At 45.2% G+C, this 26984-nt stretch carries 19 protein-coding genes; 12 read left to right on the top strand and 7 right to left on the bottom strand.

Annotated elements, in window-relative coordinates:
* Positions 1-11: 11 nt before the first annotated feature.
* Together H6F52_RS06660 and H6F52_RS06665 are read right to left on the bottom strand one after the other, a co-directional pair.
* Complete coding sequence (locus H6F52_RS06660) at positions 12-1304, bottom strand: bifunctional oligoribonuclease/PAP phosphatase NrnA (RefSeq protein WP_190413491.1); 1293 nt, start codon at positions 1302-1304, stop codon at positions 12-14.
* 464 nt (positions 1305-1768) lie between these two features.
* Positions 1769-2266 carry an HNH endonuclease gene (locus H6F52_RS06665; RefSeq protein ID WP_190413489.1) on the bottom strand — a complete coding sequence of 166 codons (498 nt, stop codon included), beginning with the start codon at positions 2264-2266 and terminating at the stop codon, positions 1769-1771.
* 892 nt (positions 2267-3158) lie between these two features.
* Between H6F52_RS06665 and H6F52_RS06670 the strand changes: the two genes are divergently transcribed.
* Positions 3159-4517, top strand: a complete 1359-nt coding sequence (locus H6F52_RS06670; protein WP_190413487.1) for a hypothetical protein — start codon at positions 3159-3161, stop codon at positions 4515-4517.
* 405 nt (positions 4518-4922) lie between these two features.
* Here the strand turns inward: H6F52_RS06670 and H6F52_RS06675 are convergent, their stop codons facing one another.
* Both H6F52_RS06675 and H6F52_RS06680 read right to left on the bottom strand, forming a co-directional pair.
* Positions 4923-6596, bottom strand: a complete 1674-nt coding sequence (locus tag H6F52_RS06675) for a sodium:solute symporter family protein (RefSeq protein ID WP_190533006.1) — start codon at positions 6594-6596, stop codon at positions 4923-4925.
* An 8-nt stretch (positions 6597-6604) separates the two neighbouring features.
* Positions 6605-6859 (bottom strand): DUF4212 domain-containing protein, encoded by a 255-nt coding sequence (locus H6F52_RS06680; protein ID WP_190413482.1) that lies wholly within the window; start codon positions 6857-6859, stop codon positions 6605-6607.
* A gap of 395 nt (positions 6860-7254) precedes the next feature.
* On the opposite strand from H6F52_RS06680, the gene H6F52_RS06685 reads away from it, so the two are divergent.
* Positions 7255-9333 carry a PAS domain-containing sensor histidine kinase gene (locus H6F52_RS06685; RefSeq protein WP_190533009.1) on the top strand — a complete coding sequence of 693 codons (2079 nt, stop codon included), beginning with the start codon at positions 7255-7257 and terminating at the stop codon, positions 9331-9333.
* Between the two features lie 62 nt (positions 9334-9395).
* Here the strand turns inward: H6F52_RS06685 and H6F52_RS06690 are convergent, their stop codons facing one another.
* Entirely contained in the window at positions 9396-9830 is a 435-nt protein-coding gene (locus H6F52_RS06690; protein WP_190533401.1) for a DUF2358 domain-containing protein, read from the bottom strand.
* A gap of 481 nt (positions 9831-10311) precedes the next feature.
* On the opposite strand from H6F52_RS06690, the gene H6F52_RS06695 reads away from it, so the two are divergent.
* From H6F52_RS06695 to H6F52_RS06715, 5 genes are all read left to right on the top strand, one after another.
* The gene (locus H6F52_RS06695; protein ID WP_347276190.1) at positions 10312-12195 is read left to right on the top strand and encodes a PAS domain S-box protein; all 1884 of its coding nucleotides are present in this window, start codon (positions 10312-10314) and stop codon (positions 12193-12195) included.
* Positions 12196-12664: 469 nt separating this feature from the next.
* Complete coding sequence (locus H6F52_RS06700) at positions 12665-15919, top strand: EAL domain-containing protein (protein ID WP_190533015.1); 3255 nt, start codon at positions 12665-12667, stop codon at positions 15917-15919.
* 218 nt (positions 15920-16137) lie between these two features.
* Entirely contained in the window at positions 16138-16758 is a 621-nt protein-coding gene (locus tag H6F52_RS06705) for a cytochrome b N-terminal domain-containing protein (protein WP_190429372.1), read from the top strand.
* A gap of 36 nt (positions 16759-16794) precedes the next feature.
* On the top strand, positions 16795-18276 hold the full coding sequence (locus H6F52_RS06710) for an FAD-dependent monooxygenase (protein ID WP_190533018.1): 1482 nt from the start codon (positions 16795-16797) through the stop codon (positions 18274-18276).
* Between the two features lie 61 nt (positions 18277-18337).
* Positions 18338-19210 (top strand): alpha/beta hydrolase, encoded by an 873-nt coding sequence (locus H6F52_RS06715; RefSeq protein WP_190533021.1) that lies wholly within the window; start codon positions 18338-18340, stop codon positions 19208-19210.
* A gap of 158 nt (positions 19211-19368) precedes the next feature.
* Here the strand turns inward: H6F52_RS06715 and H6F52_RS26005 are convergent, their stop codons facing one another.
* Positions 19369-19497 (bottom strand): hypothetical protein, encoded by a 129-nt coding sequence (locus H6F52_RS26005; protein ID WP_277881905.1) that lies wholly within the window; start codon positions 19495-19497, stop codon positions 19369-19371.
* Positions 19498-19686: 189 nt separating this feature from the next.
* Between H6F52_RS26005 and tcmP the strand changes: the two genes are divergently transcribed.
* From tcmP to lysS, 3 genes are all read left to right on the top strand, one after another.
* The gene (gene tcmP, locus H6F52_RS06720; protein ID WP_190533024.1) at positions 19687-20985 is read left to right on the top strand and encodes a three-Cys-motif partner protein TcmP; all 1299 of its coding nucleotides are present in this window, start codon (positions 19687-19689) and stop codon (positions 20983-20985) included.
* 70 nt (positions 20986-21055) lie between these two features.
* The gene (locus H6F52_RS06725) at positions 21056-22084 is read left to right on the top strand and encodes a radical SAM protein (protein WP_190533027.1); all 1029 of its coding nucleotides are present in this window, start codon (positions 21056-21058) and stop codon (positions 22082-22084) included.
* Positions 22085-22272: 188 nt separating this feature from the next.
* Positions 22273-23793, top strand: a complete 1521-nt coding sequence (gene lysS, locus H6F52_RS06730; RefSeq protein ID WP_190533030.1) for a lysine--tRNA ligase — start codon at positions 22273-22275, stop codon at positions 23791-23793.
* Between the two features lie 329 nt (positions 23794-24122).
* On the opposite strand, the gene H6F52_RS06735 is transcribed toward lysS, so the two are convergent.
* Complete coding sequence (locus H6F52_RS06735) at positions 24123-24725, bottom strand: glyoxalase-like domain protein (RefSeq protein ID WP_190413462.1); 603 nt, start codon at positions 24723-24725, stop codon at positions 24123-24125.
* A gap of 461 nt (positions 24726-25186) precedes the next feature.
* Here H6F52_RS06735 and H6F52_RS06740 point away from each other — a divergent pair, with 461 nt between their 5' ends.
* Both H6F52_RS06740 and H6F52_RS06745 read left to right on the top strand, forming a co-directional pair.
* The gene (locus H6F52_RS06740) at positions 25187-25858 is read left to right on the top strand and encodes a sigma-70 family RNA polymerase sigma factor (protein WP_190413460.1); all 672 of its coding nucleotides are present in this window, start codon (positions 25187-25189) and stop codon (positions 25856-25858) included.
* A complete protein-coding gene (locus H6F52_RS06745; protein WP_190533033.1) occupies positions 25848-26957 on the top strand; it encodes a tetratricopeptide repeat protein in 1110 nt (369 codons plus the stop codon). The genes H6F52_RS06740 and H6F52_RS06745 overlap by 11 nt, the downstream gene beginning before the upstream one ends.
* Positions 26958-26984 lie beyond the last annotated feature (27 nt).

The following is a 26984-nucleotide window of genomic DNA, read 5'->3' on the forward strand; positions in this document are numbered from 1 at the left end:
TCCACTCGCTTTTACTCCCCATGAAGCAGATGGTCTTTTGGGTTGACCAACCGAAGCAGCTTTTGCTTGATTTGGGTGTCAAAAACTTCCCATTTCATCTTGGCGTACTCAGAATTTTCATTGAAGCCGCCCAAGAACCCCATCGGAATTTCAAAGCCACCCGCGGAAAGTCGTCCGCCGCCAAAAAAGCGTCCTTGATTGTCTTGCCCAAAGGCTTCTTTGATAAACTCGTCAGGGTCGAGAGTCAGCTTGCTGGTTCTCAGGGAGCCAATTACGACTTCCAATTCTTCGTCTTCGTCGTGGACGATTCCGTAGACGACAGCCGTGTGGACGTTTTCTTCTGTCACGAGAAAGTCTGCCGCTTGGGGGATGGCATCCCGATCTTCATAGCGAAGATAACCAACACCGGCGATAGAAAAGTTATTTTGGACAGTGCGGTTGGTTAGCGATCGCTCGATTACATCCATCACCCGTTTTGAGCGATACGCCTGCAAGACTGCATTCAGCAGTTGGGCGTCATAAAAACGGCTGAGATACCCGGCAGCTAGAAAATCCTCTTCCTGAGCTTGCATCAGCCGGTTCGTGTCTGACCTCAGACCATGCATCAGTGCTGTCGCACATTTTACGTGTTCGCCAATACCGCTATCCAGCTTGAGTAGCCCTCCTTGGAGGTACTGGGTTAAAATCGTCGCCGTGGCTCGTGTAGAAGGGCGAATATCCGTAAATTCAGCATGAAGTTCCGTCTGTATACTGTGATGGTCAATCACCACCGTAATCGGGATTCCTGCCTTTTGTACCCAAGGCAGCAATTGACAGGTCGTGCCCTGGTTATCAATCAGAACACAGCCCTGATACACCGACAAGTCCTTCTCTTTTTCCTTCAGGCACTGGACGCCCAAGCGTTTTGCGGGTAAGCCTGTAAGTTTAACCAGAGCAATATTTTCTTGGTGGCTGAGAGTGCCAGCGTACACAATTTCGCATTGGATGTTGTACTGCTTGGCAATCAGTTGATACGCCCAAGCGCCCGAAAGGGCATCCGGGTCGGGAAAATCTTGCAAAATTACCAGATGGCGATCGCCCCGGTGACGCTCTAAAGTCTGTCGTAGCGATTCCACGATTCTTTCCAGTGGGGGTTCGCTCGACCCTCTAGCTGAATAATTACCAGATCCATTCACTGTCTGTGTGGGAGCCGCCTCTGTTAGTTGAATTTCAACCACAGATTCCGAATCTGGCTTGGTGTCTATAGGCTTTGACTCGGCGGCGATTGGAGAACCATTGAGAGGCTTGAGCAAATTAGATCGCATATTATGGATAATGCAGGTGTGCAAAGCTATAAAATTAGTATTCCAGTTGCTGCAACAGTCTCTCCTCACGCTTCCTGCCAAGTATTTGACAGATTCAGTCAATCGCCCAAAGGGCAAAAAAAAGCGCAGTACAGAAACCCTTGTAAATGCCGCGAAAGCTCGCCTCTTTACTGCGAAAACAGGTTTCCAGAGACGCCGTGATTACGCTTGTCTTGATATAGAGCTACCTATTCATAGATCTTGACAAAAAAACTGGCAAACGACACTCCCCCTGCGGTCGCGTTTTCCGGTCTTGACCTTTTACAGTTGCGCTCTTGCTCTTTCATGGCTACCGATTGGCAATGAGGGGTTAAGGAAGAGTGCAATGTTCCTCCGCCCCCAGTACTAGGGGCACCACCCGTACTTGCCAGTCTCTTGACTAGCCAAATTTTAAAACCCCCCGCAGTTGATTTAATTGCAGGGGGCTAAAGGCCGATCACATATTTTTTCCACTCCTGATGCGTACCACTTTTGAGGTGTTTCGCAACTTCAAAGTGCAGACTACTGTAAGGCTTGCGAGGCGGCTGCCGCAAAATCATGTTGGCTTCCTTGGGGGTGCGGCTGCCTTTATTGACATTGCAGCGCACGCAAGCGGTGACAATGTTTTCCCAGGTATCGCCGCCGCCACGAGAGCGGGGAATTACATGATCGAGCGTTAAATCGTCCCCGGTATAACCGCAATATTGACAAGAATGACTATCGCGGTGGAGGATATTTCGACGAGTCAGGGGAATTTCCTTATAAGGAACCCGGACATAGTAGCGCAGCCGAATAACCGTCGGGAGTGGAAACTCTGAGTAGACGTATTTGCCGTTGTGTTCAACCCGCTCTGCTTTCCCTTTGATCAACAAGACAGCAGCCCGCCGCCAGCTGGTGATGTTGAGCGGTTCATAAGAGGCGTTTAACACCAGAACCTTGCCCATAGGGTGATTGAGATATTGAGAAGATTTTTCCAGATGGTAACACAGTTAACCCAAACGCTGTCAGGGTCAAGAGATAGAGAGGGAGTAGGAGAGCATTCCTGTTTTCATTCAAACCTCAGACCTCACTCCTCAGCCTGCCGATTTCAGACCTCAACACTGCTATACGACAGCTTCTAACAGTTCTCTTAAGAGAAAACTATAGTTGAATAACACTTAAATTTTGTCTTTGAGTCCCGAAAATGCTTCTTCAACATTCCGTCTTTACATTAACTTTTTCTAATCGTTGCTATAAACGTGACTTATCCTTTAAATTAATTTTTTTTAAAGATGAAAAATCAATTTAAAAATATAAAAACTAATAACTGTATCAATAGATTTTTCAAGCGTTCTCTTATCGCAATCCTAATTTCAGTTGGAAGATGCCAGCCTTTCAGAACTCCGGCTGCTATAGGAAGTCGGGATTTTTTTTGCTTTGACGTTGCATGAAATTAGGCGAGCAATGCCTACCTGCCATACTTTTCGGGCACCCTATTAAGATAGTACGGTTTCTAGGGGTAAAGAGATTGGTAGTTCTATGGTCATTGCCTTTGACATACTTTGACATAGATGATACCCCGCGCCTTAATCAGATGAAAGAGCATACTACTCAGCATTCACCCGCTTCTTGATGTAGGCTGAGAAGTCCTGTACGGGCGGCAATCATGCTAAAAAGCGCGCTGTGTACAAACTTGCTACCCGCATGAATGTGACGTCTGCGTGACAGGCGTCACATTCATGCGGTATCCAGCCTCACTAAGTCATGAGGCGACTATCATACGCTATCAAGGTTTTCAATCACCAAATCCTCTAAAGAAAAAGTTTACATTTAGAATAAAGAATTCTCGATAGCGCAATGCAAGTTCAAGCAACCAGTAAGCACTCAAGAGTTCTTAAGACATCCACACTTAAGGATGTCTTATTAGATACTCATCAGACTGAACCACTCATTAATTCAAACAAGCTGGTGCCGAAGATTCCAGATCCTCAGGAAATAATTTGTCAGTTTTTTTTGGACATTGTTAAACAATGGGCACCAGATTTAGTTCTGTATGAGTTTAAAACTTTATTTATTAATCCAGTCAAGGCGATTGGTTCAGCACATCTGCAAGCACTTAAAACAATTGTTGATTCTAAAAACGAAGAAGAATTTAAAAATACATTAAAGCGTTCTTGTTATATTCTTCTCAATAACTGGATATTGGCTCGCCACTACCAAGCCTTAAAAGATTTAATTCAATTAATTTCTAATTCTGCTAACTGTGATAGCATCTCATCTCCAAGTGTAAAATGTCTAAAGGCTTGGCTTGCAGATTTCGTTAATAGCCAAGATTATGAGGAACTTAAGCTATTTGTTTCTAGATATGAAAATCGAGAGCAAGACCATTGGAAGAGCCGTTATACATCTTATTTGTTAGCGCCTCAGTATGTTAATAAGAAAAATTCTGAAGAACAACGCCAAGCTGCTAAAGGCTTATCAAAGCAGTTGAAAGACCAGTTTAAGTTTGATCTGGCAATGTACACAGCTCATTCTGAGTCTAGGGGATTTAACAATAAAAAAAACCAAAATCCTACGGCTTTGGGCGATCAAGCACTCCGTTTAGTTAAAAAAGTTATCGCCAGACGCGGAATGTTTAGCTATGAAAACATTGCAAATATTTTTTTAAAACAAACCAAAGAATTGAAATACAAGCATTTTAAACAAGGCTTGCTAAAATATTTATTTTATTCGACTGAAAGTCAAGGTCAGGTAGAGACTTTAAAAACTAATTTGTGGAAAATATTAGAATTTATCTATAAAGAGGCTGATGAAGAAGAGATCAATAGCCTTCTGCTGATTAAAACCTGTAAACGGGTAATTGAATGTTTAACGATCAAGAATAATGGAGAACCTTCTTCTCTGTTCGTTTCATTAGCTTCTGAAGGAAAATCGGTTACTCTAGCAATCCTACTGCTGAAAATTATTCTAATTTGTCCTCCCACTCGGACTCATTTAGAAGTTTGTTTGGCTAAATTGATTCAATACTATGAAGAATATTCGCAAGAAGAATGTTCTTGGGTGATTAACTTTTTAGAAGTAATCAGAATTACTTTAACAATTTATACAGAAAATGTTCAATTCGATTTAGTCAATATGGAGGAAGATAGTCTCTCTCCGTCGGGTAGTATTGATGGGAAGGGCTATCGAGTTTTCTCTCGGAAGTATCGGAAGTAACCGGAAACTTGGTAGTGGCTCTAGAGGGCTACCTGTTTAAAGCGGGATGGTGAAACTTACTTCAATACTAATTTTTCCTTGTGATGCTAGCCATCAGAAATCCCAACCCTCTTCACAAGGGAGCAAAAAGAAAATCGTAAGTGTAGCGCCAGTAGAATGAATGGGTATAAGTTGGTAAACCTTTAGAGCTAGAGTTAGTAGACCTGTAAAGCGATCGCATCTATGTAGCGAGTCTCAAAAAATTACTCCACCAGCCTACAAAAAAGGGGCGATTGATGAATCACCCCTACCTGTGTGTTGATTTATACCATTTTGTTGTAGATCTGCCGCTTGTGCCAATTTTGAAGTTATGTTGCGGCGCTTGTTTGGTCGTCCAAACCCCCAAATCTAAAATCCAAACGAGGATTAATGGCTTGACGAAGCGACTGGTTCCCCACCTGGAGTGCGTAACTCTTCAACCATTTCCTGTATTTCCAGCGGCGGTGGCGGAGTTAGACGCGAAACAACCCAGGTGACAACAAAGTTGATCGCCATGCCCAAGGTGCCAATTCCCTCAGCAGAAACGCCGAAAAACCAGGGTGACATTCCATAAAATTTGACACCCGCAATGTATGAGATGGTAAAGATAAGACCGACTAACATCCCGGCGATCGCGCCTTCCCGATTTGTCCGCTTGTCGAAGATACCTAAAATGATGACTGGGAAAAAGCTGGCTGCGGCTAAACCAAAGGCAAAAGCCACCACCTGCGCCACAAAACCGGGAGGATTGATGCCGAAGTATCCGGCAATTGCGATCGCAAACCCGACCATAATTCGACCCACCATCACTCGCAGCGATTCTGACGCACCTGGATTAATGATGCGGTAGTAGATATCGTGAGCAACCGCACTGGAGATTACCAAAAGCAAACCGGATGCGGTAGACAGCGCCGCCGCTAACCCTCCCGTCGCCACCAAGCCAATCACCCACGGAGCGAGTTTTGCCACTTCTGGTGTTGAGAGAACGATAATATCCGGATCGATGCCGATCTCGCTGGTGGCTTTATCGGGCGTCAGCTGAATCCGCCCATCCCCGTTCTTATCTTCAAAAGTAAGCAGCTTGGTGTTTTCCCACTTGTTCACCCAGTCGAGTTGATGAATTTCCTGAATCGTCTGGTTGTGCAAACTGTCGATCAGGTTATAACGGGCAAACGTTGCGAGCGCGGGGGCGCTGGTGTAGAGTATGGCGATAAATAGCAGCGCCCAACCCGCTGAGTAACGCGCCGCACGAACATCAGGAACTGTGTAAAAGCGCACGATGACATGGGGGAGTCCCGCCGTTCCCACCATCAAAGCAATGGTGGTAAACAAAACATCCAGCATCGATTTGTTGACAAACGGTTTGGTGTATTCCTGAAAACCGAGGTCAACCTGGATTTGGTTTAATTTCGGGACAATATCGCTAAAAGGGAACGCCAGTTGGGGGATCGGGTTGCCGGTGAGCAGCATGGCGATCGCGATCGCGGGAATCAAGTAGGCAATAATCAACACGCCGTACTGTGCCACCTGAGTCCAGGTAATCCCCTTCATTCCCCCTAAAACGGAGAAAAAGCCGACAATCACCATCCCAATGATCACGCCAGTGCTTACATCCACTTGCAAGAAGCGGCTGAACACAATTCCCACACCCCGCATCTGTCCAGCGACGTAGGTCATGGAAACAAAAACTGCCGCCACAACTGCCACTAAACGGGCGACATTGGAGTAATAGCGATCGCCCACAAAGTCCGGCACCGTATATTTACCGAACTTCCGCAAATAGGGAGCCAGCAACAACGCCAGCAGAACATAGCCACCCGTCCAACCCATCAGATAGATCGAGCCGTCGTAACCCAAGAAGGAAATCAACCCTGCCATTGAGATAAACGACGCCGCCGACATCCAATCTGCTGCTGTTGCTGCACCGTTGGCGATGGGTGGGACTCCACGTCCCGCCACGAAAAAGCCTGCACTTTCTTTAACGCGTGACTGCCAACCGATGTAGAGGTACCCAATGAAAGAAAGACTAACCAATAAAATAGTCCAGATTTCAACTGACATTCTTTCCCTCACTCATCGATATCGTATTTGCGATCGAGCTTGTCCATCTGCACGGCGTAGATGAAAATCAGCCCTACAAAGACAAAAATAGAACCCTGCTGTGCCATCCAAAAGCCGAGAGGAACGTTACCAAAACGCACCGCATTCAATGGCTCAACTAACAGAATGCTAAAAACGAGGGATACTAGCGCCCAAACGATCAAAAGATTCCGAATTAAAGCAGTATTGGCTCGCCAGTAAGCCTGACGTTTATCTTGATGCATAGATTTTTGCGGTTGCCAGAACCTCAAAAGAGAATAACTTGATTAGATTATCAGGAGTGGACGCGATCGCGCTCTTTTGATGCAGCCACCTAGCAGCGAAACATCTCGTAAAACTAAACGTAAAATCCCGGAGGGAGATAACTTCAGTTCCTACAAAATCCGGGTTTTTGAAGATTTACACTTACCTGCTCAGCGTATACCGCAATGCTCCAGCTTCTTAAACTTAGGAAGTGGCAGAAAATCTGCGATCGCTTCCGAGTAAATACATAAATTGGGATTCTAAAAACAAAATGCAAAATTTTGTAAGAATTGGGATGAATACTCTGCATTATTTGTCGGAAGCGATGGGAATACTAATAAAAGATAACGGGGAGTAAACATCCAAGAGGGCTACTGTGAACAATCCCAAGCATCCAAGCGAACCGACTGAGCCACTGGCGAAAGCAGAGTCCGAACTCAATGCATTTTTTAACCTGTCCCTCGATCTCTTAGGCATTTGCGGGCAAGATAGGTACTTCCAGAAACTCAACCCCGCCTGGGAGAGCGTTTTGGGCTGGACGCTGGAAGAATTGATGTCGCGCCCTTGGATTGAATTTGTCCATCCAGATGATGTTAATGCAACGCTAACCGCATCCGGACAATCTGCTGACAATGCGATCGCTCATTTTGAAAATCGCTATCTCTGCCAGGATGGCAGCTATCGATGGCTGTCTTGGAGAACGTTACCGCATCAAAATGGATGCTTCTATGCAGTTGCCAAAGATATCACCGAGCATAAAGCCGTTGAGTTAGAACTACAACAACTCACCGCCCAAGTTAAGCAACAATCCACAAACCTCGACCAAATTCTCTCAGCTTCTCCAGATCGGATTTATCTGATCGATAGAGCGGGAAAATATGCCGATACTAGCGTTGCAGGTGCCAAGGCACTGGGGTTCCAGCGTAGTGACATAGTGGGGAAGACATGGCAAGAACTCGGCTTGCAACCGGAAAATATGGGGTCAATTGAAGCGCACCATCAGACAGTATTTTCTACTGGGCAACCGATGACTGGCGAAGCTTACCTTCCCGCCATCGAGGGTTTCAGGCACTACGAGTACAATATCACCCCCATCCATAATCCAGATGCCAGTGTGGATGCAATCCTCAGCACTGTCAGAGATATTACCAGTCAAAAGTGGGCAGCCGCCGCCCTAAAAGAAGCCAACGAAGAACTAGAAAAGAGAGTAGAAGAGCGTACAGCAGAATTACAACAGGTCAACGAGCAACTCCGGGACGAAATTAGCCAAAGTCGGCGACACGCTGCGCTGCGCCAATGTGCAGAAGCAGCACGGCGCGAGAGCGAAGAAAGATTCCGCCGAGTTTTTGATGATGCTCCTATCGGTATCACCTTAGTCAGAAAACCTGACTATCGGTTTTTCATGGTAAATCGAGCCTTTTGTGAAATTTTGGGTTACACGGAGTCAGAACTGACAACCCTCGACCTTTTTGATATTAACCATCCTGAAGATTTGGAAATAGAAACGCCTTATCTCAAGCAAATCATTCAGGGAGACATAGACAGCTATCAGCTTGAGAAACGTTATATCAAGAAAAACCAAGAAATTTGCTGGGTGAAGTTAACGGTAACGGTAATCCGGAATGAAATTGGAGAAATCCTCTATGAATTAGGCATGGTTGAAGACATCACCGAGCGGAAACGAGCTGATGCTGAAATACGGAATGCGATGGAAAAAGAACGGGAACTCTGCGAACTGCGTTCTCGCTTTGTTACCACCGTATCCCACGAATTTCGCACCCCGTTGAGCATCATCATTCTATCTGCCAGATTACTAGAACGTTTCTCACATCAAGCAAGTGAAGAAAAAAAACGCGAGTATTTTGCTCGCATTCAAGCAGCTGCCAAGAATATGACCCATCTATTAGATGATGTGTTGTTTATTGGTAAAGCCGAAGCCAAGAAGCTCGCCTTTAACCCAGCACCTTTAGATTTAGAAAAGTTCTGTCACGACCTCGTGGAAGATATCCAAGTGACAATTAGCAAGCAACACGCGATCGCTTTCGCTTGTCAAGGTCAAAGTACCCATTTTTGTATGGATGAAAAGTTGCTTCGGCAAATTTTTACGAATTTGCTTTCAAATGCCATCAAGTATTCCCCGAAAGGCGGCAATATTCAGTTTGACTTAGTTTGCGACCAAGGAACAGCAGTTTTCTATATCCGAGACCGAGGAATCGGCATTCCTCCCGAAGCCAGAACCCGGTTATTTGAATCTTTTCATCGCGCTGATAATGTGGGGACGATTCCGGGTACTGGATTAGGACTTTCTATCGTTAAAAATTGTGTGGATTTACACGGTGGAAAAATTTCAGTAAACAGTGAAATTGGAGTGGGAACAACCTTTGCTGTTACGCTTTATTCAAGTAATTGTGGCTCTAAAGTAGAGGCAATTAATTCTCTCGTTCAAGCTTCATAAAATCTATAAATTATTTTGATGAAAATAATTTATAAAATTAAGGCATTCATTTAAATTTGAGCTTAGATATTTCCTCCCTTTTTTAGAAACTGCTTCAAAATCTCGCTGGGTTTGCGATCCCATGTATCGATGTGATTGTAAATTAACCCATCTTTATTAAGTTTATATGTAGAGTAGCCATTAAAAAATAGGCGAGGTTTCCACGGAAGGCGCAAAACACCGCGTACAGTCCAATTCGCCCTAATCGTCTCTTCGTCTATCTGCGCTACATCATGAAGATCGAAAAATATTTCTGTAAAAAATAGCTGCGCGTGAAATCGCAGCGTCCAAAAGATAATCCGATAGTTGAATTTCCATTTAAATTTATTCACTGGATCTTCAAAATAGATATCCTGTGTATAAATGTCGTAGGAAATATCTCTTTCAAAAAGCATGGGTAGATCATTTTTAAGCGTTTCCACCACTTGTTCTACTTGTAATTGATATTCCACCCGCATTCTCTCCTCAACCAGCGGCACAGTGATGATTTTAGCGGCTTTTTAACTTCTTTTTTTGCAGAAAACCGGATTCTATACCATCTGCGATTTTACAATGATTTTCATCGATTGCTTCTTGTCTATGAATGCGATCGCTTACAAAGTAATAAAAGATCCGAAATTCTACAGTAGACGGTATCTCCAGCTAATGCTGTGTCAGGGGGTTAGCGACAAAGATTTCTAGTCAAAAGTCTTCTGCCTAAAAATAAACTGATAGTTGCTGTCTAGATGACCTGCTAGCTATCCGTAATTTCTCTGAAATCTGTCGATTAACACATAAATAGTCAAAGTCGATTGTTTGCACAAATTGTAAGCAAATTGTTACCTTATTCATGAAAATCAATAAATATATGAAATATTCCAAGATAAGATACAAATTGAATATTAAATGTAAAAACTATTACAGCCATAAATCTTAATGCTAAAATTTGTGCAAAATTTTTTGTCAAAAGATTTTATTCCCCACGGGCATTGTTACCTGTGGAAGCCTGGATTAGTGTGGCTGCACATTACATCTGATATTTTGATCGCAGTCGCTTATTATTCGATTCCAATCATGCTGGTATATTTTGTCTCCAAAAGGCGAGATATGCCCTTTTATGGGATATTCCTGTTGTTTGGAACATTCATTGTTGCGTGCGGTACGACGCATCTAGCAGAGGTGGCGACGCTGTGGCATCCGTATTATTGGTTATCAGGATTCTTGAAAGCCTTTACGGCTGGGGTTTCTGTGTATACGGCGTTGATGCTAATGCCCTTAATTCCTCAAGCACTTGCATTTCCTAGTCCAGCGCTATTGGAAACTGCCAACAACACACTAGAAAAGGAAATTGCCGAGCGCCAAGCCACTGAAGAAGAACTACGAAAACTCACATTAGAGTTAGAAAGACGAGTTGAAGAAAGGACTGCGGCGCTACAATCTGCCAACATCTTGTTACAACAGGAAATTGTCGAACGCCAGCAGACAGAAGCGGCGTTACGTGAAAGCGAAGCGCAATATCGTCGCATTGTCGAAACCACGACTGAGGGAATCTGGGTTCTCGACACCGCAGGCAATACATCTTTTGCGAACAATCAGATGGCCCAAATGCTAGGCTATACCATCCCTGAGATGCTAGGTCAGACTTTATTTGCATTCATGGATGAAGAAGGTCAGGCGATCGCGATCGCTCAGATGGAACGTCGCCGCCAAGGAATTAAAGAACAACATGACTTTAAATTCACCCGTAAAGATGGCTGTAACTTGTGGGCGATTGTTGCTACAAATCCCATCTTCGATCAAACAGGACAATACATCGGTGTCTTAGGAATGATTACCGACATTACCGAACGTAAAGCCGCCGAGGAAGCCTTACGGCAATCGGAAGCGCAATTGAGACAACAAACAAACCAGCTAGAACAAGCTTTTCGAGAACTTCAACAAACCCAAGCGAAGCTCGTTCAGAGCGAAAAAATGTCCAGTTTGGGGCAGTTAGTCGCCGGAGTTGCTCACGAAATTAATAACCCAGTCAACTTCATCTACGGTAATATCACCCACATCAGCGACTATACTCAGGAACTGCTCAACCTGCTGTCCCTCTACGAGAAACACTATCCTCATCCGGTTCCTGAAATTCAAGCCCTTCTAGAGATGAGCGATTTCCAATTTATGAAGAACGACCTCCCAAAGCTGCTGGCATCGATCAAGGTGGGGGCAGAACGCATCCGTCAAATTGTCTTGTCGCTGCGAAACTTCTCTCGACTGGATGAAGCGGAAATGAAAAGCGTTGATATTCATGAGGGAATTGAAAACACTTTGCTGATTTTGCAGCATCGCTTGAAACAAGTCGGAGGCACTTTAGGCATTCAACTGTTCAAAGAGTATGGCAAGTTGCCGCTAGTCGAGTGCTACCCAGGTCAGCTCAACCAAGTGTTTATGAATATTCTCAGCAATGCAATTGATGCCCTCGAAGAGGCAATCGGGAATGGGTCATGGGTTGTGAATCATGGGGAAGAAAGTACCCATGAACAATTACCTACGATTCGGATTCATACTCAAATGCTAAACACCAATCAGGTAGCAATCTACATCGCTGATAACGGCCCTGGTATGAGTCAAGAGGTGCAGCAACGAGTGTTCGATCCGTTCTTTACCACAAAAAGCATCGGCAAAGGCACGGGGTTGGGGTTATCCATTAGTTATCAGATTGTAGAAAAACACGGTGGTCAATTAAAATGCATTTCCGCAGCAGGAATTGGCGCAGAGTTTGCGATCGAGATTCCCATTCACCAGACCAGTCGGCAGCCTGCTTTAGTGAAATCATCTGCCCTGTTTTTAGATCCGTAGAAATCCTGAAGAAATAGGAAACTCTCTGCTGGAAACAAGAGAACACCCGTATTTTCCCGGTTCCCAAATTTTGTAATTGCTCCAGATGTAATGAAAAAACTTAAATGATGGGCATTTTTTATATCGATAAAATTGTAAATAAATTAATTTCATCCAGAATCTCTGTAATCTCATATACAGACTAACTTTCTACGTCTAAAAATTAATAAGATTAAAAAGTTCTTAAGGTAATTTGTGACAGACAAACGAATTGTTTGTGACTTAGATCCCTAAAGAACCTATGTAAATTAAGGTAAAAGTAAAAGTTACGAATATAAATATAACTAACCTAGCTGAGGAAAAACAGAATATGGGAAATCTGAGCCGGATAGGTATATTTGAAGCTATATCCCAAAAAATAACCAAAGCTAGTGCCAGCAAAAATGTCGCAAGCATCGAATCTGGAGAAATATCCTGCGTGAAAGCGCCTATGCCTAGCCATGAAGCAGGAAGGCTGAAAGCCCTCCAGCAGTATGAGATTCTTGATACGGCTCCCGAACAGGCTTTCGACGATCTAGCGCGGGTGGCTGCACATATTTGCGGAACACCGATTGCGCTGATCAGCCTCGTCGATGCGAATCGGCAGTGGTTCAAGTCAAAAGTCGGTGTGGAAGTATCAGAAACACCGCGAGATATCGCCTTTTGCTCCCATGCTATTCTGCAATCCGATTTGTTTATCGTCTCAGATGCATTAGCCGACCAACGGTTTGCCACGAACCCTTTGGTAACGACTGACCCCAATATCCGCTTTTATGCAGGTGCGCCTTTAATCACACCCGCCGGTTATGCGCTGGGAACGCTGTGCGCGATCGACTTTGTGCCGCGTCAACTCAAGCCTGAGCAGCAAGAAGCCCTCTTAGCACTGAGTCGTCAGGTCGTAGCGCAACTAGAACTAAGACGTAATTTAGTAAATATGCGACAAGCGATCGCTGAGCGCTTGCAAGCAGAAAGTCTCTTAGCTAGTCAGAAGCGTGTACTGGAAATGATTGCTAGAGGAGACTCTCTCAATAGCGTCCTGAACGTCTTATGCCGCAATATTGAGAAACATTCCAGTAAAATGCGATGTTCCGTTCTACTTCTGGATGAAAATGGGCGCAATCTCCGCCATGCCGCAGCACCTAGTCTTCCAGAAAGCTATAATCGTGCCCTTGACGGAATCGCCATTGGGTCGCGTGTTGTTTCTTGCGGGACAGCTGCCTATTGGAAGGAGCCTGTAATTGTCTCAGATATTGCCATCGATCCGTTGTGGCAAGATTACCGCGAGTTAGCGTTGAGCAACGAACTGCGAGCTTGTTGGTCTACACCAATTCTTAATTCGGATGGCAAGGTGTTGGGTACTTTTGCCATGTACGACTCCCAGCCTTGCACCCCTAATTCTTATGATTTACAACTGATTGAAATAGCGACAAACTTAGCAGGAATTGCCATTGAGCGCCAGCGGACAGAAACCGCACTCCAGAAAGCGCACGAAAAGCTAGAAAATCGGGTTTGGGAACGAACCCAAGAGCTAGAAAAAGCGAATCAGACATTACAAGCCGAAATGGAAGAGCGCCAGCGAGCAGAAGCGGCGCGGCGGGCATCAGAAGAGAGATTCTTTAAAGCCTTCCGTTCCACTCCTGACGCAATCACTATCAGTACGGTGGCAGAGGGACGCCTTGTTGAAGTCAACGATAGCTTGCTAAACATTACTGGTTATACCCGCGAAGAAATCATCGGTCGCACCACAGTTGAGCTGAAGATTTGGGCAAATCAGGAGCAGCGCGATCGCATGAAGCAGATATTGCTGGAGGAAGGGTCTGTTCGCAACATAGAATTTACCTTCCTTACAAAATCAGGTGAGGCGCGTGTGGCATTACTATCAGCAGAGATTATTGACTTTGACAATCAGCAATGTCTCCTCGCTGTGAGCCGAGATATTACCAGCCGCAAGCAAGCGGAAGAAGCACTTAGAGTACAACAAGAGTTTCTTCGCAATGTGATTGACTCCACCCCAAATTTAATTTTTGTCAAAGACTGGGACGGAAAATTTACTCTGGTTAACAAAGCATTAGCAAGTATTTATGGAACAACCGTTGAAAATTTGCTTGGCAAAACCGATGCAGATTTCAATCCAAATTTTGAGGAAGTAGAACGGTTTCTCTCTGATGACAGAGAAGTGATAATAGGAGAAACGGAAAAAATCATTTCTGAGGAGACCCTCACCGACTCTACAGGCAACGTGCGTTGGTTTCAAACCACTAAGAAGTCTCTAGTCTCGCCAGATGGAAAAGCCCGACAAGTGCTGGGTGTTGCTACAGATATTAGCGATCGCAAACTGGTAGAGGATCTATTAATCCACGATGCCTTTCACGATAAGCTGACAGGTTTAGCCAACCGCGCTCTATTCATGGAGCGGCTCGGACATTTGGTTGAGCTGACAAAACGGCGTCAAGATTACTTGTTTGCTGTACTGTTTCTGGATCTCGATCGCTTTAAGGTGATTAATGACAGCCTTGGACATACAATCGGCGATCAACTACTTGTCGAAATCGCTTACAGGCTCCAGAGGTGTCTGCGTCCTGGAGATATGGTTGCCCGTCTTGGGGGAGATGAGTTCACGATTCTTCTAGAAGATATTCAAGATGTGAGTGACGCCACCCGCGTTGCGAACCAAATTCAAAATGAACTCGCTTTACCTTTTAACCTAAACGGGCAGGAAGTCTTTACCAGTGCCAGTATTGGCATTGCCTTTAACACTACAGATTCTCACCAGCCGCAAGACCTCCTACGCGATGCCGACATTGCCATGTATCGTGCTAAGGCATTGGGTAGAGCGCGTCATGAGGTCTTCGACATGACGATGCACACTCGCGCTGTGGAACTTTTGCAGTTAGTAACTGACTTGAGGCAGGCTGTTAATCGCCAAGAGTTTCTACTTCACTACCAGCCCATTGTTTCGCTCTCCACAGGTCAAATTACTGGATTTGAAGCTCTAGCGCGCTGGCAGCATCCAGAACGCGGTTTGATTTCTCCAGCTGAGTTTATTCCAGTAGCAGAAGAAACTGGACTAATCGTTCCTATCGGTTGGTGGGTATTACAGGAAGCGTGCCGTCAGATGTATGTATGGCAAAAACAACTTGTTAATGATTCATCATCCGGTGTTCCTGGCAACAAACCATTAACCATCAACCATCAACCATTAACTATTAGCGTAAATCTATCGAGCAAACAGTTTACGCAACCTCATCTCGCTCAAGCAATCCATCAGATTTTAGAAGAAACAGGTTTAGATCCTGGCTGTTTGCGGTTGGAAATCACCGAAAGCGCCGTGATGGAAAATGCTGAATCTGCGATCGCGACCCTCTTACAATTGAAAAAACTAGGCGTCCAACTCTATATTGATGACTTCGGCACGGGTTATTCATCTTTAAGTTATCTGCACCGATTTCCGATTGATACGTTGAAAATTGACCGCTCTTTCGTCGGTAGAATGAGCAGTGATAGCGAGAATTGGGAGATTGTCCGTACCATTATCACACTGGCTCACAACTTGGGTTTGGATGTGGTGGCAGAAGGAGTAGAAACAGCAGAGCAACTTGCCCAACTGAGAACCCTGCAATGCGAGTATGGACAAGGTTACTTTTTCTCCCGACCTCTGGATGTTGCATCTGTCGAGACATTCATGGCGGCAGAGCACCAGTGGTGAGGAAAATCGGCTGTTTTGTTCTGAGAATGTGGATTTTCCTAACACCCTATAGAGACAGTAACGAGAGCATCCCCTGAATTGCGTTCCGGGTCTTGGCGTATGCGTTCTCTTTGCTGCTCGTTTTCCTCACAAATTTAATAATTTCTTGGGTTCAAATTAGAAAAAATAAATACAATAAGTATAAATACATATTCAACCGCAAAAGGTTGGAGTTAGCCATGAACAATGTGCAGTACGCTTTTGTACTTCGACGACTGGCTACTATTTTGGCTGTAGCAATTTTGTCTTTGAGCCTGACAGCAGCCGTCACCGGAATTCTTCTATCTTTCTATTACGAACCGACCGCAGGTGGAGCCTATAATTCATTGAGGGAAATCAAATCAGAGATTCCCAACGGTTGGCTAATTCAGCGTCTCCATGAGATTGCTGGAAATGGATTAATTGGGGCTTCTCTGATAGCGATTGTTGTGATGTTTCTCGGTGAAAAATTTCGCCGAAGCTGGCTGACGGCTTGGATTAGCGGAATTTTATTAACTTTGGTAGCGATCGCGCTTGGTTGGACTGCCATGCTTCTCGATTGGACACAGTTAGGGTACTGGCGTTTCACCATCGAATTAGGCACAGTAGAAGCCGTCCCTGGAATTGGTTCCCTACTCCGAGAAATCCTCACGGGGGGTGGAGCCATCAATACGGTAACAGTTGCCCATTTGTACACGTTGCATAGTTACATTCTTTCAATTGGGGCACTGATTCTGGCAGTGATTCATCTCGGAGGACTATTGCTACAAGAAAAAGAAGAGAAGCAGACGCTGATAGAATCAGAAGCAAAATTAAGCTGACATACATCTAAATCACCCAAAAAAACTCAAACGTCTATGTCCGTCCCTCACCAACTGGCGGTTGGCAGCAATAGACAAGCCATTGTCATCGGTGGCAGTATGGCTGGGCTACTGGCAGCGCGAGTGCTTGCCGAACGCTTTAACCAAGTGACGATTATTGAACGCGATCGCATCCCAGACAAACCGGAGACGCGCCGAGGCGTACTCCAAGCCCACCAAGCTCACGTTCTGCTGTTGCGGGGGCAGCAGATTTTAGAGCAACTGTTTCCTGGGTTAGGTACTGAATTAGCGGCTGCTGGCGCTACTGCTTTGGACTGGACGTTAGACTGTCCCATGCTAGATTTTGGCGGCTGGGCACCCCGCTTTCCCTCCGGTCTGGTGACTCGTGCCTGTAGCCGGAACCTGCTGGAGTGGATGATTCGCCGCCGACTGGCTGCTTACAGCAATGTACGCTTTCTGGAAGAATGCCAAGCAACCGAGTTGTTGTCCGACACCAGCAAAACTAAGGTGACGGGCGTGCAGGTACGATTTCACAACCACGGGCAAAACACTAGCGCCGCAGATGTAGAGACGCAAAATTCCGCGTCTCTACCAGCCGATCTGGTCGTGGATGCAACTGGACGGAATTCCAAAACCCCTGAGTGGATAAAGGCATTAGGTTACACACCGCCTCAAGAGACAGTCATTAACTCCTTTTTAGGCTACGCCAGCCGTTGGTATCAACGTCCAGCGGATTTCCAAAGCGATTGGAAATCCATCGTGGTGTGGTCTAAACCAGGGGAAAACTCTCGCGGTGGGCTGCTTTATCCCTGTGAGGGTGACGCTTTTGTGATCACCCTGGCTGGTTTGGGTCGAGACTATCCACCCAGCGACGAAGCTGGCTATTTGGAATTTGCCCGCAGCTTGCGATCGCCGATTCTCTACGAAGTGGTCAAACAAGCCCAACCGATTTCACCCATCTACTGTCATCGCGGCACAGAAAACCGCCTGCGCCACTACGAACAATCTAGATTGCCAGAAAACTTTGTCGTCTTAGGTGATGCCGTCTGTTCCTTCAATCCTATCTACGGTCAAGGTATGACCGCGGCGGCGATGGCTGCATTAACCCTGGAGGAGTGCTTGAAAGAGCAATTTCAGCGTCACTCTCAAGACGATTTAACGGGTTTAACGCGGCGTTTTCAAAAGCAACTGGCTAAAGTGAATCATATCCCTTGGCTGATGGCGACCGGCGAGGATTTCCGCTGGCCTACGACCGAGGGCGGTCAACCCGATCTAAGGACCCGATTTATGCAACGGTATCTGGATCGTGTGAGGTTAATCACGATTGAGAGTCCCGTAGCGTTCAAAGTTTTCATAGAAGTGCTGCACCTGCTGAAACCGCCCACCGCGTTGTTTCAGCCTAGTATCTTAATGCAAGTCCTAAGGCAGGTAATCACTCGGCGTCACCAAGATCAACCGAATGCTAATGAACTATCTCTTCCGAAGCTGCCGTCTTCTGCTGTTGATTCGTTAACCTGAATAGTGTCCGCATCGGCGATGAATTGCCGATGCCATGACTACAACAGCAAAGGAGGTATCTATGTCTGTGCTAGAGGGTTCTTGGAAGCACGAATATATCACCAGCAATGGAATTAAGCTGCACTACGTCACCCAGGGAGAAGGCCCTTTGATGCTAATGCTGCATGGGTTCCCGGAATTTTGGTACTCCTGGCGGCATCTAATCCCCGAATTTGCCAAAGATTATAAAGTCGTCGCCCTTGACTTGCGCGGTTATAACGACAGCGATAAGCCAGCAGCTCAATCGGCTTATGTGATGGATGAGTTTATTAAAGATGTTGAAGGGGTAATTCAGGGCCTGGGATATTCTAGCTGCGTGCTGGTAGGACATGACTGGGGGGGCGCGATCGCTTGGAATTTTGCCTACGCATACCCCACGATGGTGGACAAGTTGATTGTGCTAAATCTGCCTCACCCTGCCAAATTTGCCGAAAATATGCGTAATCCTCAACAACTATTACGCAGTTCCTATATCTTCTTTTTTCAGCTACCTTGGCTACCAGAATTTCTTTTACAATCCTTCGATTACCAATCCATTGAAACGGCTATCACGGGTATGGCTGTTAATAAGAATGCCTTCACAAAAGCCGATCTGGATGCCTATAAACAAGCTGCTGCAAAACCTGGTGCCCTGACCGCCAGCCTGAACTATTATCGCAATCTTTTTCAGCAGAGAATGCTCAGTCAAGATTGGAGTATCCTCCAGGTTCCTACGTTAATGATTTGGGGAGAGCAAGATACTGCACTTGGTAAAGAACTGACTTACGGAACTGAAGCGTATGTCAAAGACTTGACGATTAAATACATTCCCGACTCTAGCCATTGGGTACAGCAAGAGAAACCGCAACTGGTCACTCAATATATGCGAGAGTTCCTTGCCGCTACCAACATCTGAGCGATAGTTTATTCTGCAACTTTTAAGATTGGCTCACTTTATTGCTGATATTAGCTTTCAAGGTGCCAATCAAGAGGCTGAAGCTGCTTTTTAAATTCTAAGCAGCTCCAGCCTCAAAGCGACAGATTGCCAATCTATTAATAATCTTACCTTAGTCTTCATCTAACAGCGATCGCACTTTCCTGGCGATGTGGGGAAAATGCGATCGCGTTGTTGTAGTGGATGAGGAAGGATGCGATCGCTTTACTATAAAAGTTAGCCTGTAATCTTGGTGTGCCTGGATGCAATTTCTCAACAGCGGATGGGAATACTACAAGAGAGGCACTATCACGTTTAGCACGTAAACATTGACATAGAACAAGCGGCAGCTTTCTCAAATTCGGCAAATTTCCCTTGTTAGACGGTGCATCTGTAACACCTTAGCTAGTAGTCTGGCAAGATAGTAAAATTACCAATTTTTTGTGGAGATAATTAAAATGAGTGGTTCGCAAGCAAAGTGGAGTGCTGATGGGAGCTATATACATCCCCTAGACACTCATACCAAAGCGAAGCATCAAATTCTTGAAGAGTATATTGAAAATCTAATTATTACGCTTTATGGAAAAGGTAGGTATGGCGAAACAACGTTTACTTTTATCGACGGATTCTGTGGTGGTGGTATGTATGACGATAAAGATAACAATACCGAATGGCAAGGTTCTCCCCTAAGAATTATTAAAGCTGTTCGAGAAGGGTATAAGAAGTCAAGGCGTCAGTATCCACTAAATGTAAATTTTATTTTTATAGATAATAAACAAGATCACTTGGATTGCCTAAGAAATTATTCTATGCCAAAAGCGGGGTTTGGTAATTTAGTAGATTCCTTATCACATGAATTTAAGTGTGATGAATTTGAAAGTTTATTAGTCGAAAAATGCGAATTTAGGTGTGGCGAATTTGAGGATTTAGTAAATTGGTGTGTTTTTACTGTAAGTGCTCGTAAGGGTCACTCATTCTTTCTACTCGACCCCTTTGGGTGGACTGATATTTCTATGGCTAGTATTAGACTTATAAATTCTATTACTGGTTCGGAAATACTTTATACCTATATGATAAGGGATCTTAAAAGATTTGTTATTGGTAAGCATGGAAGAGATACAGCCACCTTTAACAGAATTTTGGAAGCAGATGGATATTATGAATCAGTAAATTTAAAAAGTCTAGATGAACCTGCTGAGCAACGTTACCTTAGAAATGAATCTTTAAGATTATTCAGAGAAAAGGGCAAGGCTAAATATGCACACACATTTTCTCTTATACCAAAAGGGTATATCGTAGTTATATATTACCTTATGCATTTCTCTCAAAATTTAACAGCATTACAGGTTATGAAAGACACTTTATGGAAGTATAACAACTTGTGTCATTTATTTGAATTTGAAGTTTATGGTTTTGGATTAAAAACTGTAGATCATTATAAACAATCTCCAAAATTAGATTTTTACATAGAAGGTACCATTGATAGTCATAACGCTTGCATAGAAACACTAGATCGCGAGATAGGTCAACTGATCCGTAGTAATCATGAAGGAACTCAATTTCGCCAGATTTGCAATGATACTATGCAACAAAATCCAGCTAATAAAAAGCATTATGAGTATTATTTTAATAGATTAAGAAGAGATAAAGAAATTGAAGTTGTAAGAAAAGGTAAAATTATAAGGGGCGAAAAAATAGAATTGCAGAACAGTGATATAATTAGAGGAACTGGTAACAAGCAAATATATTTATTTTGAGGATTAATTTAAAGTTTCGAGGGAAATATAAATGTCAGGATAATCTTAAAGTTTACTCTTGGTATGCCATATGTCTATTGTAAAAGGAAGCGAAAAAATAGTTAATCCACTTCAGAAAAGTGCGCTTAACAAGAAAGGACTTTGTGATTATGTAATCAATGTAGCATCAGGTTGTTTACATGGATGCACTTTTTGTTATGTACCTTCGACTCCTGCAATTCGGACAAGGCAAGCAGAGCTTCGGGAAAAAGGAGTAACTGATCCTCAGATGGACTGGGGACAGTATCTTTTTATCCGTGAAGAGATACCTGAGCGGCTAGAAAAAACCCTAAGCCGTAAAAAGTCTTGGCACGAAACACCAGAAGGTAGAGGTGTAGTTCTACTCTGTTCAGGCACAGATCCATATCAAAACAAGCAGACTGCAAGTGTAACTCGTGGTGCTGTTGAAGCTCTATTGAGGCATAACAAACGAGTCAGAATTCTAACTCGTAGTCCTTTATGGGTAAATGACCTCGACATTCTCAAACATCCCAATGTGATTGTTGGTATGAGCCTCCCATACCTAGATGATGAACTCAGTAGCAAGATTGAACCTCACGCACCTCCGCCTTCTGAACGCTATAAAGCTTTTGTGAAAGGTCATCAAGCTGAGTGTCGGTTGTATGTTGCAGCTGCTCCTACTCCTCCAAAAATGGCTTTAGATGACTTTAAAAGGTACTTTGAAAAAATCATGCAATTTGAGCCAGAAGTTATCTTTTGGGAACCCATCAATGCTCGTGGGACTAATGGAAAACGGATGGTAGCAGCAGGATTAGAATTTGCCAGTTCAATTATGACTAGACACTCATGGGCGGAACGCTTCAAAACACAATGGGAAGAAATTGAAGCAGCTGCCAAAGAGATAGGATGTATTGATCGGCTTCATATTTGGCCCGATCCTGAATTGAGAGGGTATGTTGAGGACGCTAAGTTAGAGCATTGGTTGTATAAGCCAACCGTGGAAAAATGGGATGACAGTGTGACAGACTTACCATCCAAAGCGAAATCTACTTCTGCCAGCCGCAAAAAGTCATCAAAAAATATCGTTACCGTTCCCTGAGAATAATCAGCAGATAACTTTCACTTCTGCTCTCAGTTTTTCTTAAGTGACTGCCTTAGAAAAGCCATTTGGCATAAAGTAGCGAGCGATCGCGCCCCTCCATCCTCCACCGCAAAAAGAAGTCACAATAGTTAACAGACTTGCCTAGAGCATCTAAAATCAAAGATTGCCCCTAAAAGTTCCTTACCATGTCCTCAGATGATATCCGCGCCACGCGGTTAGAGAAAGTCGAACAGCTCAAGCAACGGGGAATGAATCCCTACGCTTACCAGTGGGAATCCAGCCACCATGCGGCTCAATTGCAGGAAAAATACGCAGATTTGCCCAGCGGTGAAGAAGTTGAGGTAGAAGTCGCCATTGCTGGACGCATTATGGCGCGTCGCGTCTTCGGCAAACTTGCCTTCTTTACCTTGCAAGACGAAACTGGCTCGATTCAGCTGTATTTAGAGAAGAAAAGAATCGATGAAGGAATGGCGGATGTCCCGGATGCCTTTAAACACCTAAAGGATCTAACGGATGCCGGGGATATTCTGGGAGCCAAGGGGACAGTTAAACGCACGGAAAAGGGTGAGCTATCGGTTTACGTCAAGCAGTACGCGATTCTCACCAAGTCGCTGCTGCCTTTACCGGATAAGTGGCATGGATTGACGGATGTCGCCAAGCGCTACCGTCAGCGTTACGTGGATTTGATTGTCAATCCGGAAGTGCGGGAAACCTTCCGCCGCCGCGCTCTGATTACCGCCGGAATTCGCCGCTATTTGGATAAACTCGGCTTTATTGAAATTGAAACGCCAGTGTTACAAGGAGAAGCTGGTGGTGCGGATGCGCGTCCCTTCGTCACCTATCACAACACGCTGGATATGGAGTTGTATCTGCGGATTGCCACAGAACTCCATCTAAAGCGGCTAATTGTGGGTGGATTTGAGAAGGTGTTTGAATTGGGGCGGATTTTCCGGAATGAAGGGATTTCCACTCGCCACAATCCCGAATTCACCACGATTGAGGTTTATCAAGCCTACGCCGACTATCAGGACATGATGGCGCTGACGGAGGGAATTATTACCACCGTGGCGCAAGAGGTGCTGGGGACGCTGGAAATTACTTATCAAGGCGAGCCGATTAACTTAACACCGCCTTGGCGTCGCGTGACCATGCACGACTTAGTGAAGGAGCAAACAGGCTTAGATTTTACCACTTTCCCAACGCTGGAAGCCGCGAAAACAGCAGCAAGTGAGGCAGGTATCGGAGGCGCACAAGAATGCAAATCGATTGGCAAAATTCTTAACGAAGCCTTTGAGCAAAAATGCGAACCGAATCTGATTCAGCCGACGTTTGTGCTGGATTATCCGGTGGAAATTTCGCCCCTGGCTAAGCCGCACCGCTCGAAACCAGGATTGGTGGAGCGATTTGAGCTATTTATTGTGGGACGGGAGACGGCGAATAGTTTCTCAGAATTAACCGATCCTATCGACCAGCGACAACGACTGGAAGCTCAAGCGGCGCGGAAGGCGGCGGGAGATTTGGAAGCGCAAGGCGTTGATGAAGATTTCCTGACAGCGCTGGAGTATGGAATGCCGCCGACAGGTGGTTTAGGGATTGGAATTGACCGCTTAGTGATGCTGCTAACCGATTGTGCCAGCATTCGGGATGCGATCGCTTTCCCTCTCCTCAAACCCGAAAAATCCGACGCTACCCCAGAATCAACCTAACCCCTGCCCCTTCCCTACTAAGGAAGGGGAGAATTAAAAAGAACCCAACAACCCAAAAATTTCTTCCTTTTCTTTCCCAGTAACAAACATTTTTCCTTTTCCCTTCCCTACAAGCTACCGTGTATACACAAGTGACTTGTTTTTCTCTCCCACGCTCCCAGACCTAACCCCCAACCCCTTCCCTACGAGGGAAGGGGAGCAATATTCAAAGCCCCTCTCCGTGTCGGAGAGGGGTTTGGGGAGAGGTCTGCCGACTTGTGTATACACAGTAACCCCTACAAGGGGAGGGTTAGGGAGAAATAGGCAGGGTTGGAAAGAGGTCAATATCGCTAATTCGACACTTCTGCCATTTCAATCACGCGACCGTCCAAATCTTTTACCAAAAAATTCAATGGTTTGTCGCGGCGAATTTTGTGCTTGACGCCCCGCATTTGTACCCGCATCAGCACCATTTCTAAACAATCGTGGTCAAAACAAACGTGGCGCTGCTGGTTTTTCTTCCCCAAACTGGCTCCAGAAATTACGTGCAGTTGGGTGTTCTTCTTGAGCTGATACCATAAACCTTCCGTACCATTCAGCTTTTGGGTAGCAGTGCTTCCTCCCAACGTGGGTGAGAGATAAAGCGGATCGATGGCAGTAGCTCCCAACGTTTGCTCGTAGTTGTAGTAGTAGTGCAGCGGCACTTCTGCGACTGGCAAATCTAACAAGCCTTCATAAAACTGTCGCGCCGTGTCTAAATCGGACACCATGACGGTATGGACTTTTGGGGCGCTGGTGAGAAACATCCACATAGCACCAGCGTAGGCTGCCAAGAGCATCACCATGATGCCTTGAGTAGACAAGAGACCATCTAGAGGTAATTCAGGGAAAAAAGCACCTAAATGAACGAGCTGAGGCAGAAGAGAAATCGTATCAATTGCTGCTAGAACCATGAACCTACAAGGCTTGAAGAACTCTATTGAAAACTAAACTTACGGTTGCACATAACACTTTGACTGTAAACCAGTCAAGAGCGCTATTTAATTCTATCAAGCTTAAACGAGTCTCTAAAATACTCTGCAAGTCTGCCGAAGTTAATAAAACTGACGCAGCAAGTCATCTAGCTCGATACTGAGACAAGGCGATCGCTACGATTTCAGATACCCGATTTCTCTATGAAGTCGGGTATTTTGCCTTTACAAAATGAGAAAGATAATCAGAAGGATGCGAGTTTGTTGAGCGCGATCGCTACTCCATTCATCGCACTGAAGCGATCAAAGCAGCTAAAAAAATAAAGGGCGATTGGCACTCTTCCCACCGACTAAAAATACAAGTATCATTTCCATTCCTGAAAACACTAGATATATTAGGGATCGTTCCTGGATAGAATGACTCCAGTAAGTGATTCAAAATCGTGCAAATTCCTCATTTCCCTGAAAGCAATCATCCGATTGTCAAATCGCTGTTTCATTACAGCGATCAGGAATTACTGACTTTGTTTCAGCGCCATCCGGAGCAGGGGCGCTTCTTCGTAGCGCTTTTCAGTCGCTATAGTCCGATTGTTTATACCCTGATTCAGCATTTGGCGCGATCGCCTGTACAAGCAGACTACCTCTTCGCCCTCACCTGGCGGCACATCTACTTTGAGCTAGGCGGACTGGATTTGCGCGATGTTAGCGGGACTGGGATGCTAACGTTCCAGAACTGGCTGATCAACATTACTGCTGTATGTATCAACCAGGCAGAATTGCCGCCCGTGGAGTCAATTCATTACAACCTACAAGCGGCTTCCCCGCCCCTGTGGTGTTATGTCGAACAAGCGTTGGAGCGATTCCCGCCGATGCTGCGATTGATGGTGCTGATGGCGCAGACCTTTAACTGGAGTCATACGCGGATTGCCGCTTATCTCCAGGCAGAGGGAGAAACAATTTCTCCCGCACAGGTTCAAGTCAAGCTCCAAGAAGGGTATCAACTGTTAGAAGCTTCTTTACCAGAGGATATTCGCACAATTTATCTGGTAGGAGCAGCTAAGCAACAAAAAGGTGAGAAGCAAGAGGCAAGTGGAGCGATTAGCTATGAGTTATGAGGAGCGAGGGTGGTTGTTTGCAGCATTCGCTAAACTAGGCAAAAATAGGGCACAAAAAATAAAAGAGAACAATGCTAATAAATTGAGAGTCTTTTCTGTTTCTTTTATCTTTTTACTGTTTACTTTTTACTTGCCGAGCAGTGCCAAAGCCGTTAGTATTGACCAACAACTCAGTATCCCCTTGAACAATGGCACCCAAGGATATGCGAGGGAAGATGCTGACCGACTGCTGCGATTGGGCGCACAGGAGAAACAGAGAGGGAACCTGGCAAAAGCAATTCCCTACTGGATACAAGCACTGGATATTTACCAACAAATAGGCGATCGGCGGGCAATCGGTCAGACATACGATTATTTAGGTCTTACTTACGCCCGCTTGGGACGCTACTTTGAGGCGGAAGATGCTCTGCGACGCCGGTTGGCGGTTGCCCGCGACGAACCAGACTTCCAGGGGCAGATTTATGGCTTAAATAACGTCGGCACCGTTTTGCTGCAACGAGGTGCCGTACAGGCGGCTTCAGCAAGCTTTTCTGAAGCGCTGAGAATTGCCCAAAGTATCAACAGCCAAGCCGGGGAAGGACTGTCGCTAAGTAATCTAGGATTGGCGGCGGCAAATAGCGGCGATTATTTGCAAGCGATTAAACGTTACGAAGAAGCCTTGATTTTTCGGCGTCGGGGGAAAGACCCGCTGGGCGAGGCGAATACAGTGAATAATTTGGGAGATGCTTATCTGGCACTCAATCAATATCGGGATGCCCAGATTTCATACCGTGGGGCACTGAGATTGGGTCGGCAAACACGCGATCGCTCAACTCAATATCGAGCGATTGATGGTCTGCTAGTCGTCTACAGCAAGCTTAGGCAGTATCAGGAGGGTTTTGAACTGCTTGATCGCCGCTTAACCTTGGCTCAGGAATCGCAAAATTTGCGGCAAGAACTAGAATCGCTCAGGTTATTTGCCCAACTTTATCAGGTCAGTGGCAACCCAGTAACGGCGCGGACCTTCTACCAACGAGCGATCGTTTTGGCGCGTACCCTTGGGGATGAGCAGGAAGAAGCACTTTTGCTCAACAATTTGGCTCAAATTCGGATTAGATAAAGCGCTTGAATCAAAATACCAGCGTAG

This window comes from Coleofasciculus sp. FACHB-542 (genome assembly GCF_014695825.1).
In the GTDB taxonomy this organism is placed as follows: domain Bacteria; phylum Cyanobacteriota; class Cyanobacteriia; order Cyanobacteriales; family FACHB-T130; genus FACHB-T130.

Coding starts and splice junctions, on each gene's coding strand:
- H6F52_RS06725 (WP_190533027.1), top strand. CDS start 21,056: ATGTCTATTGTAAAAGGAAGCGAAAAAATAGTTAATCCACTTCAGAAA.
- H6F52_RS06715 (WP_190533021.1), top strand. CDS start 18,338: ATGTCTGTGCTAGAGGGTTCTTGGAAGCACGAATATATCACCAGCAAT.
- H6F52_RS06660 (WP_190413491.1), bottom strand. CDS start 1,304: ATGCGATCTAATTTGCTCAAGCCTCTCAATGGTTCTCCAATCGCCGCC.
- H6F52_RS06680 (WP_190413482.1), bottom strand. CDS start 6,859: ATGCATCAAGATAAACGTCAGGCTTACTGGCGAGCCAATACTGCTTTA.
- H6F52_RS06710 (WP_190533018.1), top strand. CDS start 16,795: ATGTCCGTCCCTCACCAACTGGCGGTTGGCAGCAATAGACAAGCCATT.
- H6F52_RS06690 (WP_190533401.1), bottom strand. CDS start 9,830: ATGCGGGTGGAATATCAATTACAAGTAGAACAAGTGGTGGAAACGCTT.
- H6F52_RS06745 (WP_190533033.1), top strand. CDS start 25,848: ATGAGTTATGAGGAGCGAGGGTGGTTGTTTGCAGCATTCGCTAAACTA.
- H6F52_RS06705 (WP_190429372.1), top strand. CDS start 16,138: ATGAACAATGTGCAGTACGCTTTTGTACTTCGACGACTGGCTACTATT.
- H6F52_RS06665 (WP_190413489.1), bottom strand. CDS start 2,266: ATGGGCAAGGTTCTGGTGTTAAACGCCTCTTATGAACCGCTCAACATC.
- H6F52_RS06675 (WP_190533006.1), bottom strand. CDS start 6,596: ATGTCAGTTGAAATCTGGACTATTTTATTGGTTAGTCTTTCTTTCATT.
- H6F52_RS06670 (WP_190413487.1), top strand. CDS start 3,159: ATGCAAGTTCAAGCAACCAGTAAGCACTCAAGAGTTCTTAAGACATCC.
- tcmP (WP_190533024.1), top strand. CDS start 19,687: ATGAGTGGTTCGCAAGCAAAGTGGAGTGCTGATGGGAGCTATATACAT.
- H6F52_RS06735 (WP_190413462.1), bottom strand. CDS start 24,725: ATGGTTCTAGCAGCAATTGATACGATTTCTCTTCTGCCTCAGCTCGTT.
- H6F52_RS06700 (WP_190533015.1), top strand. CDS start 12,665: ATGCCTAGCCATGAAGCAGGAAGGCTGAAAGCCCTCCAGCAGTATGAG.
- lysS (WP_190533030.1), top strand. CDS start 22,273: ATGTCCTCAGATGATATCCGCGCCACGCGGTTAGAGAAAGTCGAACAG.